At 58.4% G+C, this 16,943-nt stretch carries 18 protein-coding genes; 1 reads left to right on the top strand and 17 read right to left on the bottom strand.

The window, feature by feature from the left end:
* The 13 genes from OMP38_RS27800 to OMP38_RS27740 form a co-directional block, all read right to left on the bottom strand.
* Positions 1-1,326, bottom strand: coding sequence for an LLM class flavin-dependent oxidoreductase (locus OMP38_RS27800; protein ID WP_277567979.1), 1,326 nt, complete (start codon positions 1,324-1,326; stop codon positions 1-3).
* A 40-nt stretch (positions 1,327-1,366) separates the two neighbouring features.
* On the bottom strand, positions 1,367-1,681 hold the full coding sequence (locus tag OMP38_RS27795) for a hypothetical protein (protein ID WP_277567978.1): 315 nt from the start codon (positions 1,679-1,681) through the stop codon (positions 1,367-1,369).
* A 4-nt stretch (positions 1,682-1,685) separates the two neighbouring features.
* Positions 1,686-3,227, bottom strand: a complete 1,542-nt coding sequence (locus OMP38_RS27790; protein WP_277567977.1) for a sodium:solute symporter family transporter — start codon at positions 3,225-3,227, stop codon at positions 1,686-1,688.
* 701 nt (positions 3,228-3,928) lie between these two features.
* Positions 3,929-4,303, bottom strand: coding sequence for a hypothetical protein (locus OMP38_RS27785; protein WP_277567976.1), 375 nt, complete (start codon positions 4,301-4,303; stop codon positions 3,929-3,931).
* 226 nt (positions 4,304-4,529) lie between these two features.
* Positions 4,530-5,159 (bottom strand): 6-phosphogluconolactonase, encoded by a 630-nt coding sequence (locus OMP38_RS27780; protein WP_277567975.1) that lies wholly within the window; start codon positions 5,157-5,159, stop codon positions 4,530-4,532.
* A gap of 168 nt (positions 5,160-5,327) precedes the next feature.
* Positions 5,328-5,729: a hypothetical protein gene (locus OMP38_RS27775; protein ID WP_277567974.1), complete on the bottom strand. Its 402-nt coding sequence runs from the start codon at positions 5,727-5,729 to the stop codon at positions 5,328-5,330.
* Positions 5,680-7,188: an alpha/beta hydrolase family protein gene (locus OMP38_RS27770; protein WP_277567973.1), complete on the bottom strand. Its 1,509-nt coding sequence runs from the start codon at positions 7,186-7,188 to the stop codon at positions 5,680-5,682. The genes OMP38_RS27775 and OMP38_RS27770 overlap by 50 nt, the downstream gene beginning before the upstream one ends.
* A gap of 52 nt (positions 7,189-7,240) precedes the next feature.
* Complete coding sequence (locus tag OMP38_RS27765) at positions 7,241-8,677, bottom strand: DUF4832 domain-containing protein (RefSeq protein WP_277567972.1); 1,437 nt, start codon at positions 8,675-8,677, stop codon at positions 7,241-7,243.
* A gap of 18 nt (positions 8,678-8,695) precedes the next feature.
* On the bottom strand, positions 8,696-10,492 hold the full coding sequence (locus OMP38_RS27760) for a hypothetical protein (RefSeq protein ID WP_277567971.1): 1,797 nt from the start codon (positions 10,490-10,492) through the stop codon (positions 8,696-8,698).
* An 11-nt stretch (positions 10,493-10,503) separates the two neighbouring features.
* Positions 10,504-10,950: a hypothetical protein gene (locus OMP38_RS27755; protein ID WP_277567970.1), complete on the bottom strand. Its 447-nt coding sequence runs from the start codon at positions 10,948-10,950 to the stop codon at positions 10,504-10,506.
* Positions 10,951-11,037: 87 nt separating this feature from the next.
* Positions 11,038-12,657, bottom strand: a complete 1,620-nt coding sequence (locus tag OMP38_RS27750; RefSeq protein ID WP_277567969.1) for an extracellular solute-binding protein — start codon at positions 12,655-12,657, stop codon at positions 11,038-11,040.
* Positions 12,658-12,718: 61 nt separating this feature from the next.
* Entirely contained in the window at positions 12,719-13,606 is an 888-nt protein-coding gene (locus tag OMP38_RS27745; RefSeq protein ID WP_277567968.1) for a carbohydrate ABC transporter permease, read from the bottom strand.
* Positions 13,607-13,625: 19 nt separating this feature from the next.
* Positions 13,626-13,988 carry an ABC transporter permease subunit gene (locus OMP38_RS27740; RefSeq protein ID WP_277567967.1) on the bottom strand — a complete coding sequence of 121 codons (363 nt, stop codon included), beginning with the start codon at positions 13,986-13,988 and terminating at the stop codon, positions 13,626-13,628.
* 67 nt (positions 13,989-14,055) lie between these two features.
* Between OMP38_RS27740 and OMP38_RS27735 the strand changes: the two genes are divergently transcribed.
* Entirely contained in the window at positions 14,056-14,562 is a 507-nt protein-coding gene (locus OMP38_RS27735; protein WP_277567966.1) for a hypothetical protein, read from the top strand.
* 307 nt (positions 14,563-14,869) lie between these two features.
* Here OMP38_RS27735 and OMP38_RS27730 read toward each other — a convergent pair whose 3' ends face one another.
* Genes OMP38_RS27730 through OMP38_RS27715 form a run of 4 tightly spaced genes read right to left on the bottom strand, consistent with a single transcriptional unit; the run spans position 14,870 to position 16,931 of the window.
* Positions 14,870-15,040, bottom strand: coding sequence for a helix-turn-helix domain-containing protein (locus tag OMP38_RS27730; RefSeq protein WP_277567965.1), 171 nt, complete (start codon positions 15,038-15,040; stop codon positions 14,870-14,872).
* A 5-nt stretch (positions 15,041-15,045) separates the two neighbouring features.
* Complete coding sequence (locus OMP38_RS27725) at positions 15,046-15,987, bottom strand: hypothetical protein (RefSeq protein ID WP_338130698.1); 942 nt, start codon at positions 15,985-15,987, stop codon at positions 15,046-15,048.
* A complete protein-coding gene (locus OMP38_RS35190; protein WP_338130677.1) occupies positions 15,905-16,552 on the bottom strand; it encodes a response regulator in 648 nt (215 codons plus the stop codon). Before OMP38_RS35190 ends, OMP38_RS27725 begins: the two co-directional genes overlap by 83 nt.
* Before the next feature lie 13 nt (positions 16,553-16,565).
* On the bottom strand, positions 16,566-16,931 hold the full coding sequence (locus tag OMP38_RS27715; RefSeq protein ID WP_338130676.1) for a sensor histidine kinase: 366 nt from the start codon (positions 16,929-16,931) through the stop codon (positions 16,566-16,568).
* Positions 16,932-16,943 lie beyond the last annotated feature (12 nt).

Below are 16,943 nucleotides of genomic sequence, written 5' to 3'. Positions count from 1 at the left end.
TCAGTCGTTCAAAAGATTTTCCCTAAGCGTCGTGCCCGGATAAGAACGGCGATAGCGGCCGCGTCTTTGCAATTCGGGGACGACGAGATCGACGAAGTCTTCGAAGCAGCCCGGCGTGTTCGTGGCGATGAGCATAAATCCGTCCGCCCCTCCCTCGTCCATGAAGCGCTCCATTTGATCGGCAATATCCGAAGGCGTGCCTACGATGATAGGCATGCCCATACCCTGCGCGTAATAAAGCGCAGCCTCCCGAATCGTTACCGGCGCGCCGCCTTTGGAATAAATCACGGACTCGAACAACCCTTGAATGCCGGGAACTTCAATATTTTGCACGTACTCGTCGGGACTGAACTTGGAGAAGTCCAGCCCGAAGTGACCCGAGATCCAGGCGAGGGCCGCTTCCGGAAGAATGCCCTCCTTAATACGGGCATATTTCTCCTCCGCTTCGGACCTGCTCAGCCCCACGACGGTCTGAAGGCCGAAGATGCGCACCACCGAATTTTCCGGACGGCCGAACTTGGTCAGACGCTGATTGATATCGTCCGTGTATTGCCGCATACGCTCCGCGTTCGGATGCACCGCGAAAATCGCTTCGGCGTATTGCGCGGCAAAGTCCCGTCCTCGGCCGGATGAGCCCGCCTGCCAGAACACGGGCCTGCCCTGTGGGGAAGGGGCGCAAAAATGCCGGCCGTAGCTTTGAAAGTATTTCCCCTTAAAGTCCACGACCCTCACTTTATCGGGATCCGCGTAGATGCCGGTCGCTTTGTCGGCGATCACGGCGTCCGGCTCCCACGAATCCCATAGCTGGCAGCATAGGTCGACATACTCTTCCATCCGTTCATAACGATCGGACCGCAGGGTCATATCCTGGCCGTAGGCATCCCATTCGCTTTTCGAGTAGGAACTGACGATGTTCCAAGCGATCCGGCCCGATGACAAGTGATCCAGGCTGGATAGCCTTCTGGCCATCGAATAGGGATGTTCGAACGCCGTAGACAGCGTCACGCCGACGCCGAGCCGCTCGGTAGCGGTCGTAATGAGGGGGACGATCGTCGACGGCTCGTGCGTCGGGCATTGCACGCCGTATTTGACGCAGGCATCCGAGCTGTCTTGATACGTGTTGTACGGCGCGAGCTCGTCGGCAATGAACATCGCGTCGAACAGTCCCCGCTCCATCGTTCTGGCCATATGCTGCCAATACGCGGGCTTCGTCCAGTCCCAATTCACTTTATCCTTGGCGTGCCGCCACATCCCGATGGCGTGGCTGTTCACGCCGTGCTGAATGAAGCCCAATAAATGCGCTTGTTTCTTTTTGTCCGGAAGCATGTGTCGCAACTCCTTCAGTTTGTCTGATCAGATTTATGATTTAGATGCGTTTGCGCCGCTCGAATGTAAAGGCGGCGATCACAGCTACCGCGGATCCGATGGCGATAAACGGTACGTAGTTCCATAGGAAGGCCCACTTGCCGATGCTGTACAATATCGCGCTGGAGGCGACGATGCTGACAAACGCTTTCCAGCTGAACCATGCTTCGTCCTCCGCAACTGCCGCCTCGGAAGCGCGCCCCCGCTGCTCCGATTGTCTGTCGCGACTGACTTGGCGGAAGGAAATCCAGACGTTGACCAAATAAGCCAGGCTGATCAGTGCGCCGACGACAATGGAGATCGTGACATAAACCATGCGACTATACCTCCCTTCCAAGCTGCGGGATCGACCCGACGGACGGCTCGACCGGGCCGCCCTTGGCGGATCCCGCGAAGAATTCGGCATCGTCCAGTTGTTTGGTATGCTTTAGGACGGCGTAATCGAAAGGCGCTTCCTTGGACAGCAGGCTCCAGATCACGGGGACGACGGCGCTGATGCCAAAGATGACCAGCGTGCCTACCAGCTCATCGTACGCGATGCGTACCGGCAGTCCGATCGCGATGCTGAGGACGATCCCCCAGAGGAAGCCCCGGCTCGTCAGGCGCGGCCAGAAAATAGCCAGAATAAGCGGAATGAGCAGCGATGTCTTGATGGCATACGTCGTCAGAACCAAGCTCACGAAGTTGACGCCGGACATGACGATAGCTGCGGCGACGAGCGCGCAGACGACGATGCTCAGCTTGGTCGCGGCGAATAAGCGCCGCTCGGACAGCTTGGGCCAAAGCGGCTTCACGATATCGACGGCTACCAGAGAGGTTAAGGCGGAGAAGGCGCCGTCGATCGTGGAATAGCAGGCGTTCAGAACAAGAAGGGCATACAGAACGACGATGATGAGCGGGAGCCCCAGATGGGATACTAGATACGGTCCGACGGCGGTCACGTCTCCGCCGATGTCGTCTAATTTTAATCCGGTGCCGAGCGCGGCCAATCCGATCAAGCCCAGCGCGATCGGGATCGGGTAGAACCAAGCCCCGCCCCAGATGAACGTCCGCTTGACATGCTGGGGCTTGATCGCCCATACCTTTTGCCAGAAGGTCTGATCCGCCACGGTAGAAGCCAGAAGGCCTAGCGCCAGCGTGATGCCGAAGCTTGCGGCGGCCTCTGGCCTGAAAATCGATAACAGCTGCGGGTCCTGCTTGTTCAACGATTCGAAGAGGACGTCCGGTCCTCCTACCTTGTACAGGACGAACAGCGTGACGACGGCGGCCGGCACCGTGATGAGCAGCGTATTGACCGTCGCCGTAATCGCGGAGGTCCAGATCCCGCCGAAATAGGAGTATACGGTTACGATCAGAATGACGACTGCAAGAATAACGATCTCCTTGATGCCGAAGATCGTCTCCATCAGCAGGACCGCGCCTTTTAAATTGATGATGATCTCCAAAAAGATGCCGAAGATCATGCCGATGACCGCAATGACGAGCGCCGGCCGATTCTGAAAACGGGAGCGGATGAAATCCGTGATGGTGTAGCCGTTAGGAATGACCTTCCGAAGCTTCAACGCAAAAGGAACCATGGCCATGACGGCGATGCCGTTGGGCACGGTGAACCAGAACAAGCCGGAAAGGCCCCAGGTGTAGGCTTGACCCGAGGACATCATCACGGCCATCGCCCAAGTCCACACCGCGATTACGGACCCTACGCCGAAGCCAAGTCCGATCCGGCGGTCCGCGATAATGTAGTCATGCGTATTGCGAACAAGTGACGATCTGACCGCCAAGGCGATGACAAGCATAAAGAGTCCAAGCCCAACCATGACGATGTATCCCACATACGGTTGAATCGAATTCGCCTGCAGCATCCGCAACTTCCCCTATCGTATTTTGATATAAAAAACAAAAAACAAAGACTCCCTCCTTGAAGGGCGCCTTTGTCTCTGGCGGTCCAGTCGACGAATATGAACCAACATTCCCCACCGGAAAGCTTGGTTTTTTTATATCTTACAGTGCTCTATCGAGGCTGTCAACTATCGTTGCCAGCGTTTATCTCCCAAGTTTGACGGTATACGTTCCGCATCAAAACTGTTTCGCCGAGAAACAAAGTCGAAGTCGTTGACGTTGATGGCGAGGTGCTCGATGCCATGGCCGTTCATCTAGTTGGTCTCCCCCGCATATGGATAAATGGGATCTCTCAATTCAAAATCCGCCTGGAGCGGCGAAGGCGTCACCCGCGTCACGATCCAAGCTGCCCTAGAGGACGATCACTCCTCTACAACGGTACACGGATTATTCTCATAATCGTCGGAGTCGCAATGAGGCGGCTCCGATGAATGATTGCTAATCCAAATAACAGTCGAATACTGACCGTAGGGAGATTCATTAAAACTCCCGTAATCAATCGATATCCTCACCTTATACTTTGCAGGAGGAATGGCCGCTATTACTGTTTTTAAATCCTCGGCGGACAGCATTCCATCCTTTTTTCTCAGCATGATCTGGATGGTATCTCCCCCGTCTTTCCAGTAACTTAATGTTTCGGCTGTACTTCCCTTATCATCGAGTTCTATTGGCGCGATCTGCTCGGCTGATGTCTTTTTTGAGCTCCTGTATGTACTTTGTAAAATAAGGCTTGGCACGATTCGCTTGGTACACATCCACGTAATGAGACCCCTTTTGAATAGCTGGCATCGTAAATATAGCAGCCCCGAAGATATTCATAGGATTCGTAAAGCAGCCTTCCCAGGAAGAGAAAACCGACCGTGACCGTCATCGCTAAAGCGGCTGCTGCGATAGCGGCTCCCTTGTTATCCTGGCCTAGCAGACTATCCCCAAGGTTAAAGGCAAAAAACAGGAATGCATAAAAGCATCCGGCTCCGACCCCTGCGGCTGAAAGCATATAGACGGTTTTCCCAAGCTTGTGCCAGAACCCCATATTCATTCTCCTTCGTCGTTTGATTCGATCATAAGGAGATTGGCGCAGTCGTCATAGTTCCAACTTTTTATGGTACCTCGGTCGGCCCTTCCGGAGAGCTGTCCGTGCCACCTTGTCCAATGGGGCGTTCTCTGCGGCGATTTTTTATTTAATGAAAGCATCTGTCATCTATCAACATAAAGGGGCCTCCCCCTAAGGAAGACCCCTCCAGCTTTTTAGGCGCCAACATATACTACAGCAACGAAGATGACTCGCGGTCCAGATACAAGTCCCAGCTCGCGTGCGTCTTGAGAATGGATGCCGGGACCCGGTTCGTGACCCCTTCGGCAAGCGCGTGCTGAATGGCCCGCGCCTTGACCTGATGCGGCACGCAGGAGATGATGTGCCGGCTTCTCAAGATTTGCCGGACCGTCATCGTGATCGCTTGGCGCGGCACGCGCTCCGCCGACTCGAACCAGCCTTCGCGCACCTGCTGCGCCTTGCACGCCTCGTCCAAGTCTACGACTTTGTACGCCGCTTCATCGTCAAAGTCCGCCGGCGGATCGTTAAAGGCGATATGCGCGTTCTCGCCGATGCCGATGAGCGCCAGATCGATCGGCGCGCTCGCGATCTCTTCGCCGAGGCGGGCGACGGTCGCGTCCAGGTCGCCTTCCCCGTCGATCAGATGCGCGCGGCCGACCGGCGCAAACGAGAGGAATCGCTCGCGCAGGTATAGGCGGAAGCTGGCCGGGTGCGTATCCTTGAGCCCGACGTATTCGTCCAGATGGAACATCTCCACCTTGCTCCAATCCAGTTTCTCGGCGGCCAGCGCGCGGAAGAACGTAAACTGCGAAGCCCCCCGTGGACAGCACGATTCTTGCATAACCCTGTTCGCGCAAGCAGTCCTCTAGGATACGAACGCTTTGCTTCGCGGCATCCCTGCCCAGCGCTTCGGCAGTATCGCACACATGCAGATTCAACCTAGTCCCCCCCCTTTTGCTTCAGTTCCTTCCCAGCTTCCGATCTTAAATCCCTACCGCTCCTTCTGTCCCTACAGATCCTGCAAATCAAAGTGGCGCAGCATCCCCGGCATGATAAAGCCAATATGATTGTATTCGTCGTAGTACCGGGACTTCACCCAGGAGCTGAAGTCGGTCGTTCCGCTCACCGCTTCCACGCGAGCGATACGCGAATCCAGCGCGTTGGCCAGATGGGCGTAAAGGCTGAACCGGCCTGTCGTATAGATTTGAATGTCTCCTTTGTTCGCCCCGCTCAGCCTCTCGGCCACGTCGAGGGCGCGGATCACGTCGTAGACGCGCATGGCCGCCAGACTGTCGCCCAGCCAGAACAGATCGGTGGTCAGCTTGTGCACGGTGCCGTAGAACGCGTACGACTCGTAACGGTTAATCGCGTTCGGACTCAGCGCGCCGCTGCCCGACACGTCGAGGACCACCAGCTGTCGGCCGCCGTCGCAGATCTTGCGTATCGTCGGCGCATGCCGATGCAGATCGCGCGTGCCCTTCTCCCATAAAGCGATCGTCACCGGTCCTTCTTCGCCGGTACGCCCCGAATCGCCGAAAAGAAACGCATGGCCGTGCAGCCCCGCCTGGCTCCACCAGACGACGCTCCGTACCCGCAGGCCGTTCCAGTGTCCGAGCAGCGTGACGCGGGGGTATAGCGGGCTCTCCCTGCGCGCCGTCCATACCCGCTCCTTCAGCCAGGCCAGCGCGTCTTCCCTGCGGACCTTGGCCGGCAGCGCTTCGCGGGCTTGCTCCAGCGCGCGCAGCCGGTCCATGGTCTCCTCGTGGACGCCGCGCGCATCCGGGATGTCGCCGCGGACCTGTCCGGACACGGTGCACCACAGCTGACGAGGGTCGACCATGACGGCTTCCCCCCGCCGTCTGCTCCTCCGAGTCCGCTAGCAGATGCTCGCGGAAGAAGCCGGCCGCGGCTTGCGCCAGCGGGACGGTGTACTTGTGATGGGAGTCGTCCTCGACGAAACGAAGCCGATCCTCGCAGCCGTACATCGTCCAGATGCGCCGGACTCGCTCGACGGTTCGGTGCGTGCCTTCGATCGGGAAGAAATCGTTCGTGACGGCGAGCACCAGCACCGGCTTCGGCGCCATCGCCATCAGAATGTCCTCGTGGTCCAGCCCCAAGGCCGTCATGCCGAACCATATCTGCTCGGCGTCCTGGGCTTGGCCGGTGACGAGATAGCTCTCTCGGCTCATGATGAAGGTGGCCGGCGCGGCCGCCGCGATGCGGGGATCGGCCAGCATCATCAGGCTCGTCTGCGTGCCGCCCCCGGAATTGCCCGTGACGCCGATCCGCGCGGGATCGACCTCGGGGCGGCCGGCCAGATAGTCGACGGCCCGCATCGCGTCGTGCAGAAAATACCGGGCTAGTCCGTCCCCGAGGGGCAAGCATTGCTGGCCGGCATAATCGTGCTCGACGATGCCGTCGGTCACGGCGAGCGAGCCGGACGACGCGTCGTAGTAGCTGAAGCGCTCGCCCTGCCCGATCGGGTCCATCGCCAATACCACCAGGCCGGCCTTGACCAGAATTCCGCATACGGTCTGATACTCTTCGCCGTGCTTCGCCTCGTGGTCGTGTCCGCACAGGAACAGCACGGCTCCCCGGGGAGAGTCGATGCCGTCCGGCACGTACAGGTTTGCTGTCACATAGGCGCGAGGCCTGGATTCGAACATCACCTTCTCGATGACATAGCCTTCGCGGGCGACGACGCCCCTCGTCCGCGGGTTAAGCGGCGTATCGCCGGAAGGCAGCCCGCCGATCGCCGCGATGAGCTTCTCCCGCAGCATCTCCCGGCGGGCTTCCAGCTGTCCCCGGTCCGCGATCGCGTCTCTGTCCCGGTCGCCTTGCGCGAAGGCAGCCATAGATCGATCGTACACGAGCTTTTTCAGCTCGTCCCGGACGTCGTAGTCAATGAAGTAGTTTTCCAGTTCAAAAAGGTTCAGGTTCAGCTGCGTCTACCTCCTCGTCTCGATGCCGGACCTCGATGCCGCCGACCGCGTACCAGCCGTCCGGGCCCCTGCCTTCGACGGCCAGCCGGATGGCCGGCTCGCCGGAATGCGGATCCAGCAGACCGAGGGCTACCTGATAATGTCCTTCTTGCAGCGCATCCGGAAGCCGGAGCGCCCCATCGTACAGATTGTCGCCGGGCAGCCACGCCCGGATGTCCGCAGCGGTTTTCAATACGATCTCGTCCCGCTCGTTCTTCAACCGCACCGCCAGCTCGTACTTGCGGTAGCACGGCGCGACGCCGAGGTTCTCCCACCATGTCGCGATCGTCATCTCGCCGCCCGGCCGGACGACGCAAGGATAAGTCAACTTGCGAAGCGCGAGCCGGTAGCCCATCCGGTTCAGCCAACGCCTGACGTTCGGCTCCCACGCCTCCGGGATCGGAGACGACTTGGCGTTGAAGGAGGAGATGTGCCACTTCAGCGATTGGTCGATGATATAGTCGATATCCCACTTGCGGTCGTACCAGTCCTGCACGACCCAGCATACCTCGAACGACACTGGCGCCTTCTGCCAGGCGTCGCGGAAGCCGTTCTGGATGATTTTCTGCGGATAGTGATCCATCATATGAGACCAGTCGAGCGGAACATCGTGATAGTCGTTCGCGCTGCCGGGCAGAATCTCCATCAGGTTGGTCCAGCTGCCGCCCATATCGCCCAGACAGTCCGCGCGGTATCCGACGTTGCGGCGGGACAAAGCATACCGGTTCGTCCGCTCGTCCGTGAGGAGCATCAAGAGCGGCGTCTCGCGGAAGCTGTCGACATAGCCGTCGACCAAGGCTTCCCGCGTCCGGTCCGTCAGCTTCTCCGTGCCTTCGCCCTCTCCCCACGGCCCGACGAAGGACACGTCTACGGCTTCCAGTCCGGGGTGGCCGTCGTAGCGCCGGCCCAATGCCCGGACCATGCCGCCGAAATATTGCGCGTACCGCGGATCCTCCGGATCGACGAGCCACTTCGGCTGGATCGGGTTGCCGGTCACGCCCGGAAGCTCCCGATACCAGTCCGGCACGTCCGTCTTCTCCGTCGACTCTCCGTAGGGCGCGATTCGCAGCATCAACGTCTGCCCGCGTTCCTTGGCGGTAGACAGCGCGCGGTCGATCACCGCCCAATCGTATTGTCCCGGCGCGGTCTCGAGGAACTGCCAATAAAGCCGGAAATAAGCGATCGTCGTGCGGGGATGCCGCTCGTTGGACAGATCCCCGCCTGCCGGCTGGTATTCGATCGGGAAGCCTTCGGTCCAGCCGTTGCCTTCGTTCAGCCGATCGCCGTTGAACCGTTGGAAGGTCATGAAGCCGATGCCGGGATTGTCCAGCACGTCGTCGATCACTTTAGGCCTGACCACGTACCGTTTGGTTTTCATGCCGCCCGTCGACTCCCCTCATTCGAATAATCCGGTCGAGCCGAGGTAGGCAAGCACCTCTTGCCGGAGCCGCTCCATCATCCGCGGCGACTTGCCTGAAGCAGGCGCCGGCGAGCAGGCCTTGTCGACTTCGCCGCCGCGGCCGAAATCCCAGTAGCGAGGCGGCGTGTCCGCGAAGTCCGGCGTTTCCTTCCACCAGCCGTCGTCGCTATCAAAGCCGTAATGCTTGTTCACGATGTCTTTGACCTTGCGCTTCAAGCCGTATTTGCTCTCGATGTCGAAGCCGTTCGTGCCCATCATCGCATCGGCCAGCTGCATCGTATTGCGCATGAACTTCAGCCGGATGGAGGGCAGCGGAGCCTCCAAGCCGAAGCGGACGCCGGGATACATGATGATCTCGTCCGATATAGGCGCTTTCAGATAATCGCTCGCGCCGTGGCCGAAGGCGTTCCAGACGCAGAAGCCGTCGACGTCCGCCATGAACGCGTGCATCGGCGAGGTGAACTGCGTGACGAAGCTGTCGGAGAGCCCGCGCAGGACGCCGCCGTAGAGCCAGACCGTCTTGCCCTTCTGCTTCAGGTTCTCGGCGGCGTCGGGGAACCAGCTGAACATCCCCGTATTGACGACCCACAGGTCGCAGAAGTCCGCATAATGGTTCTGCGCGTGAACGCCGTAATAATTGCTCTCGTCGGTCCGGAACAGGAAGCGCACGCCCGTCGTATCGTACGTTTCCTTGATGATGTCGTAGTACGCCTCGAACGGCTCCTCGTCGTGCTCGTACCAGATCTCGTCTAGCGTGAACGGGTAGAAGCGGTAGTGCTTTTTATGGTTCAGGAAAATCTCGAAGCCCGTCTCGGTCCAGCCCATCTCCTCGAAGTGACGTACGAACTCAGCCATGATGCGGCGCACTTCGGTTCGGAAGCCCTTCTTCCCCCACTTCTCGAAGCGGGCGGGCCAATTCATATGGAAGGGCAGGTACAAATATTCGATCGGATACGCGCCTCTGCGCGATCCGCGGAAGGCCGAGCCGTCCAGATAGGGACCGAAGTGGCGATCGAACCGCTCCCAGGACTTGACCCGAATGTTTTTCCCTTCTCCCTCCAGCTCGGGCGCAAAGGATGGCACGACGATGCCCGAATGCTTGTAGCCCAAGTTGTGATACAGCGCCCGATGCTCGCGGGACATCGCCACGACCTGCTTTTCCATTTCGAAAAAGCTGCCGTCGTCGTAACGGTTCGGATTGGAGGCAAGGTGCGGAAATACCGGGGAAATGGAATCCGCATACGCATTCAGATCCGCCGTCATCAGGCTCTTGTCGGGCACGGTAACGGCGTGAACGACGAGGCGCAGCCCGAATTCCTTCGCCGAACCGTTCGCTTGCGCGCGAACCGTCCCCGCGTATTCGCCCGGCACGAGCCCCTTCGGCACGAACCAGTCCACCCAGAGGGCGCCCACCTTCTGTCCCGGCAAGTAGACGTCGTCCTGCGGGACGCGGAAGGGCCGTTCCGCGGACAGCGGGACGAGACAGTCGGGAACCGCGCAGCCCTCGGTCTCGTGGAACCATTCGACGAACACTTCCGTATCCGGCGTCAACGCGCCGCCGGGCCCGCGGAGCTCGCCGAACGACAGGTCGGATGCCGTGATCGCTTCCCCTTCGGTATCGAAGATCACCTGGAACGAGACATATTGATTCATCGCGGTATGCAACTCGATGTCCCGTTCGAACGTCTCGAATTCCTCGCGGCCTTCCATTTCGATAAACGCCCCGGTAACGCCGTCAACGCGCACGTAGTCCTTAAGCAAGTAGATGTTCATCGTCGGTCTCCTTATAGATCCTCGATATAGGTCATGCCTTGCAGCAGCTCCAGCACGCCGACGATCTCGTCGTCGCTGTTTTTTACCGGGTAGTACGTGGAGATCAGGTCCGCTTCCCGCTTTCTCGTTTGCGGCGTGCCGTTGTCCCGCGTCCGGATCATCTCGGCGCAGGCGGGCGTACGCGCCCATCCTTCCGGCGGCAAGGACTTGCCGACGACGACAGGCACGGCCAGGCGGGGATTTTTCGGATGGAACTGCCAGAGAACGGCGCAGACGGCCAGGCGGGGATTGATATTTTCCAATCGGGTCAAATCGTTCTTCACGTTCGCGAATCGCTCGAAGTCATAGTCCGTATCGCCGTGGCGGTCGAGCTGCACGTCCTCGAATTGGTCGCCGTCCAGGTACATGAGCCCGATGCGGGCCACGCTGTCCAGGTCGAGCTCCAGGTAGTTCGCCATTATCTGTTCATCCTCTCTGATCCGACAAGAATCCGGAGAGAAGGGAGGAACCCAGGTAGCGTCCCTCCCTTCCTATTGTTCGAAACTTTATCTGTACGTCGGTTCCGCGCCTGCTTCCTGCATCTTTTTGTTCACTTCGTCAATGACATCCTGTCCGCCGTTTTTAAGGAAATCCTGGACCATTTTATCCCAGTTGTCCATAGAAGAATTGCCGACGATCATCTTCGTTTGTTCGTCGATCAGCTTCGTGTTCAGTTCCCAGAACTTCGTATCGTACAAGTCCGAATGAATGCTGAATACCGGGTTGATATACGTCATGCCGGGCGTCGACCACAGCTTCACCGCTTTTTCGGCGTACGCCTTTTGAATCGGGTTCGTTGCTTTTTTCTCGACCTGCAGCGCTTCGTCGCTAGGCGCCCACTCCGCGATCTCCAGATACGATTTCGGACGTTGGCTCAAGGATTCTTCCGGGAAATTCGCAATGCCGTTCTCCATCGTATAGCCTTTTCCGACGCCGCCGTTTTTCCAGTCGAAATCGGGATTGTTCTCGTTCTGCTGTTCGGGAGGAATAAAGGTAGCGAAGTAGTTGATCATGCTCAAAATGCGGTCGACTTTGTCGGGATCGTTCTTGAGCTTGCCGTTCAGCGAATACATCTGGTACCAGCCGCTCAGACCCGGCAGCGCCTGCGAGCCGTCCGGCGCCTTGAATGGCGGAATGGTCTCCACGACTGCGCTCGGAGCCGCCTTGAACAGTTGATCGAACAAGCCTTTGTTGCCTGGCGTGCCATCGTAATAGATACCGGCTTTGCCGCCATAAAACGTCGTCCGGTTGTCCTTGTAGGTCAATACCGGCCAATCCTTGGGGACGACGCCCGCTTTGAACGCGTCGCGAAGGAACTGGATGCGCTGCTTGCTGGCATCCGTAATAATGCCCGGGAGGTACTGGCCTTTATCGTTCTTCATCGACCAGGTGTCGCTGTAGAAGCCGGAGCCCATGGCCATCTCGTTATCCAAGCCGTTGGCCATGACGAATCCGTAGGTGTCGTCCTTCCCGTTGCCGTCGGGGTCGTCGAAGGTGAACGCTTTGGCTACGTTCAGCAGTTCTTCGTAGGTCGTCGGCATCTGCAAGTTGAGTTTGTCGAGCCAGTCCTTCCGGATGATCGGCACGTTCCTGTATTTGGTCGTGAAAAACCGGGGAATCGCGTAGATGTTGCCGTCTACCGTAACGGAGTCCCAGGCGGTCTTGGGAATGAGCTTCAGCACCGGATACTTGTCGATATAGTCGTTCAGCGGCAGGAATGCACCTTGCTTCGCCCACTTCAAGTAGCTGGGATCCGCGCCTCCAAGGCCTACGAAATCCGGCATGTCGCCCGAAGCCATGAGCACGGCCATCTTCTGTCCGCCTTGGTCGAAAGGGACCAGGTTAGCCTTAAAATTAACGTTGAACTTCTCGTTGATCGCCTGAACGCCCGCTCCGTTCGGATCCGGAATGGCCGACCACACGCCTTCGAACAGCGAGATGTCGAGCTTCTTGGCGATAGGGTCCGCGCTTGACGAAGCCGTCGCGCCTGCAGAGCTGGCGGCCGGGGCCGTACTGGTACTGCCGCTCGAGCTGGTCGGCTGAGCTTCTTCCTTGTTAGCGGAACAAGCGGTTACGCCCAGCGATAGGGAAAGCATAAGCAGCAAGCTTGCGTTTTTCTTTTTCATGTGGACCCTCCGATTAATCAATTTGTCCTCAATGAAACCGGCGTCTCTTCGCTTAAACGAGCTAGCCCTTGATCGAACCGAGCATCACCCCCTTGGCAAAGTGCTTTTGCAGAAACGGATACAAGAGCAGGATGGGGATCGTGGCCACGAGTACGGCCGCCATGCCGATCGTTTCGGGCGGCGTCTGCTGATCGAGCTGCGCCATCCTCGCTTCCGGAGATTGATGAAGGGTATCCGAGACATTTCCCAGGATGACGAGCTGGCGAAGGACGACTTGGAGCGTCCACTTCGTGGAGTCGTTCAAATACAGAATCGCGTCGAAAAAGGTGTTCCAGTGGCCGACCGCGTAGAACAGCGAAAAAGCGGCAAGCACCGGCTTGGATAACGGGAGGACGATTAAGACGAAGATCTTGACCTCGCTCGCCCCGTCGATGAGCGCGGCGTCGTTCAGCTCGTTCGGAATGCCCCGGAAAAATTGCCGGATAATGATCAGGTTAAAGGCGCTGATGCAGCCTGGAATGATGAGCGCCCAGTACGTGTCGATCAACCCGGTGGACTTGACGATGAGATACGTCGGAATCATCCCGCCGCCGAACAGGAAGGTGAATACCACCATCATGTTAAAAAACTTCCGGCCGGGAATGTCCCGGGACAGCGCGTAGGCCATCGAGGATGTCATGATCAGGTCTACCAAGGTTCCGGCGACCGTCACGAACACGGTGCTTCCGATGGAGCGGACAAAGGCACGGGACTCGAAGATGGATCGATAGGCATCCAGCACCCACTGCTTCGGCCACAGCACGACCCCGTGTCTCAGGTAATCGTCGTAAGAGGAGAATGAGATCACGATCATATAGTAGAACGGAAAGAGCATGAGCAAGGACGTCAGCACGAGCAGCAGGATAATGCTCCCATCGAACGTTTTTTCGCCTAATGATTTGCGGTACACCCTATATCCTCCTTTCGTCTTAAAATACGCCTTCTTCTCCGACTTTCTTAGCCAAGCGATTGGCGCCGAGGATCAGGACCAGACCGATCAGGCTCTTGAACAAGCCGAACGCGGTAGCGAAGCTGTAATCCGCGCCCTCGATCCCTTTCTGGAACACGTATAGGTCCAAGGTCGTCCCGACTTCTTTGGTCAGCGAGTTCACCATGAGCAGGATTTGTTCGATGCCCGTATCGAGCACATGTCCCACCTGCAGAATGAGCAGAATGGCAATCGTCCCGCGCAGAGACGGAAGCGTAATGTATCGGATGCTCTGCCAGCGGTTCGCACCATCGATGACGGCCGCTTCGTACAGGTTTGGATTGATCCCTGACAGCGCTGCCAAAAAAGATGATCGTGCCCCAGCCCGTCTCTTTCCACATGCCCTCGAGCGTAATGAGAGGCATGAACCAATGGGGCGAAGTCAGAAAGTTGATGGGCTGGAAGCCCAACGTCTCAAGCACGCCGTTGAGGATGCCCTCGCTGCCGAGCGCGGTGAGCGCGATGCTGACGACGACGATCCAGGATACGAAGTGAGGCAGGTAAACGATCGATTGTACCGTTTTCTTGAAAAAGCTGTTTTTGACTTCATTCAGCATGAGCGCCATCACGATGCCTGCTGGAAACGCGAACAGCAGCTGGAGCGCGTTCAAGTAAAGCGTGTTGAAAAAAATGCGGACCATGTCGGGCGAGTCGAAGATGGTGCGGAAGTGCCGCAGCCCCACCCAAGGGCTGTTCGTGAATCCCTGGAAGGCGCTATAATCTTTGAATGCGATTACCAAACCGAACATCGGCAAGTATTTGTAGACGATGAAATAAATCAGTCCCGGCAGCAGGAGCAGGTAGAGAAAGCGATACTTCCAGACCTTCGCGATGTACAAGTGTCAGCACCCCTCCTTCGCTTGTTGAGGAAATTATAATTCAGGCTTCCCGTCGGCAATAGGTGAATCCGATAACCTCAACGGCTGAAGAAAATGACTTTGTTAAGCCGGCGTAAACATATGCGCTGCTAGCGCGACCGCCGGGGCCTCGGCCCTCGCCATGGTGCACATTTTTGTGCGCCAGCACGGCAACTGCGCCGATGTGCGGCCCAGCCCTCGCCATGGTGCACACTTTTTGTGCACCAACGCGGCTTCATCGGCAACCCGCCGTGCAAGGCGAAGGGGGACAAAAAAAGCCGCCCGAAAAGTCAAAGAATATGACTTTTCGGACAGCCCCTCGTCCTGTTCATGCAGTTCCATGCTCTTCGGTCGTCCGGGAGCGGGATACCTCGCTCGGCATGACGCCCCAATATTTGCGGAACAGCCGCGTGAAATAGCTGATGTCCCGGTACCCGATCAGGCGTGAGGCTTCGTATACCTTAGCGCCCTCTTGCAGCAGTTCCTTTGCTTTTTGCATCTTTTTTATCGTGAATATAGGCGGAAAAGGTCATTTTGGTTTCTTTCTTGAACAATCTGCTGAGATACGGGGGGGCTGACGTACAGGCGGTCGGCGATCTCGTGCAGGCCGATATCCTGGTCCAGGGATTGCTCGACGATGGCCATCAGCTCGTCAATGAACCGATGACGCTTGGATACGCGCTGTTTGTCCGCATACGCCAGTATTTTGTCGATTGCTCTTCCGGCCCAGGCCGCAAGATGCTCTTGGCGAGCGAGCTCGTCCGGGTCGCGGATGGCCGCCAGCTCCTGGGCGGCGACGCCCCGAACCGACCACCCCTGCGCATGGATGTAGCGGGTCAGCAAGCTGTGCATGAACAGCACCGGCTCGAGCAAAAGTTCCGCCGAGGAGGCGGGCTCGCAGCAGCTCTTGTACCACTGCATGACGAGCTGATGCGCCTTGGCGGCGTCGCCCGACTCCAGCGAGAGCAGCAGCCGGCGCTCCAGCTCCGCGTCAGGCAGCAGGGCTTCCTCCTTCGGGCCGGCGCCTCCGTTCTCAAAGGGGATAACCAGGTTGTGCCCGTACATGTACCGCTCCAGCAGCGCGCTCTTCGCCTGACGGTACGATACGTGAACGCCGCCGCGCTTCGCCGGACGCCCGATCCCCGCGCTCGCCGTGGCCTTCAGGCAATCCAGGACGACTTCCTGGAGCTTCACGATGCCCATGTTGATCCGGTACAGCCACTGCTCCTCATCCTCGCCGGCGCCGGGGAAGACGGCCACCGTCGCCCCGTTCTCATCCATAAACGAAAAACAGCCGGATCCTTCGAAATAAGCCGCGACCAAAGTATGCAGCGACGATTGCAGCCACTGCGGATCCCGCTCTTTATCCGGCTCCCGCTCCATCTCCGTCTCCGCCGAAGCCGAAATCGAACCCGACGGCGATTCCGCGGCCGGGTCCAGGTCCACGACCGCGACCAAGTAGAGCCTGTCCGGCTCGGAGAGCGGCGCCAGCATGAATTCGTCCGCGGCCTTCTCCATGTCCGCATCCGTGGCGGAGCCCTTCACCCAACGCTGCAAAAAGCTTTTTTTGCAGCTCAGGCAAGTGCTCTTTCCACCTTCGCTGGAGCAGCTCCATGCCGTACTTTTGCGCCCTCTCCGCCTTGATCCGTTCGGTCGACTCGAGCACCGCCGCGACGACGTCCGGATTCCCCGCGGGCTTGAGCAGGTAGTTGTCCGCGTTGCAGCGAAGCGCCTTCTGCACGAACTCGAAGTCATCGTGCCCGCTGAGCACGATAAAGCGGATGTCCGGATCGATCTCGCGCACGGCCTGCATCAGCTGCAGACCGTCCATCCCCTGCATCTCGATATCGATGATCATGAGATCCGGCTTTCTCAGCGGGATCAGGAGCAGCGCCTCCTCCCCGCTGGCAGCGGCGCCTACGACCTCGATGCCGTGGTCTTCCCAGCCCATGTTGTAAGCCAGGTTGTTCTGCAGCTTGAGCTCGTCCTCCACGATCATCAGATAGTACATGTCATCGTCCTCCTTATTTGTTCGGCGTAGGACCCAGGCAAGCGTCCAGGGGCAGCCAGATCGTAACCTTCGTCCTCTCCTCCTCGTTGCTCTCGATTCGCATCCCGGCTTCGTCTCCGTAATAGAGCTTGAGCCTGCAGAGCACGTTCAGCATGCCGAAGTAATCCGGCGACGGCTTGTATTTTTCAAGATACGCGGTGGTGATCTCCGCAAGCGCTTCTTGAATGCGCTTCAGCTGCTGCGGCTCGATCAGCCGCCCGCTGTTGTAAACGCTCAGATACAGCAGGTTTTCCGCACGCCTTGCCGATACGATCAGCTTCCCGCCCGGCGGAGATTTTTCGAGCCCGTGAATGACTGCGTTTTCAACCAACGGCTGCAAAATCAGCTTCAG

Source organism: Cohnella ginsengisoli (genome assembly GCF_029525555.1).
Lineage (GTDB): Bacteria > Bacillota > Bacilli > Paenibacillales > Paenibacillaceae > Cohnella > Cohnella ginsengisoli.
This window is presented reverse-complemented; position numbering and strand designations above follow the sequence as displayed.

Coding starts and splice junctions, on each gene's coding strand:
- OMP38_RS27800 (WP_277567979.1), bottom strand. CDS start 1,326: ATGCTTCCGGACAAAAAGAAACAAGCGCATTTATTGGGCTTCATTCAG.
- OMP38_RS27750 (WP_277567969.1), bottom strand. CDS start 12,657: ATGAAAAAGAAAAACGCAAGCTTGCTGCTTATGCTTTCCCTATCGCTG.
- OMP38_RS27780 (WP_277567975.1), bottom strand. CDS start 5,159: ATGCAAGAATCGTGCTGTCCACGGGGGGCTTCGCAGTTTACGTTCTTC.
- OMP38_RS27735 (WP_277567966.1), top strand. CDS start 14,056: ATGGGGCGAAGTCAGAAAGTTGATGGGCTGGAAGCCCAACGTCTCAAG.
- OMP38_RS35190 (WP_338130677.1), bottom strand. CDS start 16,552: ATGTACTATCTGATGATCGTGGAGGACGAGCTCAAGCTGCAGAACAAC.
- OMP38_RS27790 (WP_277567977.1), bottom strand. CDS start 3,227: ATGCTGCAGGCGAATTCGATTCAACCGTATGTGGGATACATCGTCATG.
- OMP38_RS27760 (WP_277567971.1), bottom strand. CDS start 10,492: ATGAACATCTACTTGCTTAAGGACTACGTGCGCGTTGACGGCGTTACC.
- OMP38_RS27795 (WP_277567978.1), bottom strand. CDS start 1,681: ATGGTTTATGTCACGATCTCCATTGTCGTCGGCGCACTGATCAGCCTG.
- OMP38_RS27730 (WP_277567965.1), bottom strand. CDS start 15,040: ATGCAAAAAGCAAAGGAACTGCTGCAAGAGGGCGCTAAGGTATACGAA.
- OMP38_RS27785 (WP_277567976.1), bottom strand. CDS start 4,303: ATGAATATGGGGTTCTGGCACAAGCTTGGGAAAACCGTCTATATGCTT.
- OMP38_RS27765 (WP_277567972.1), bottom strand. CDS start 8,677: ATGAAAACCAAACGGTACGTGGTCAGGCCTAAAGTGATCGACGACGTG.
- OMP38_RS27755 (WP_277567970.1), bottom strand. CDS start 10,950: ATGGCGAACTACCTGGAGCTCGACCTGGACAGCGTGGCCCGCATCGGG.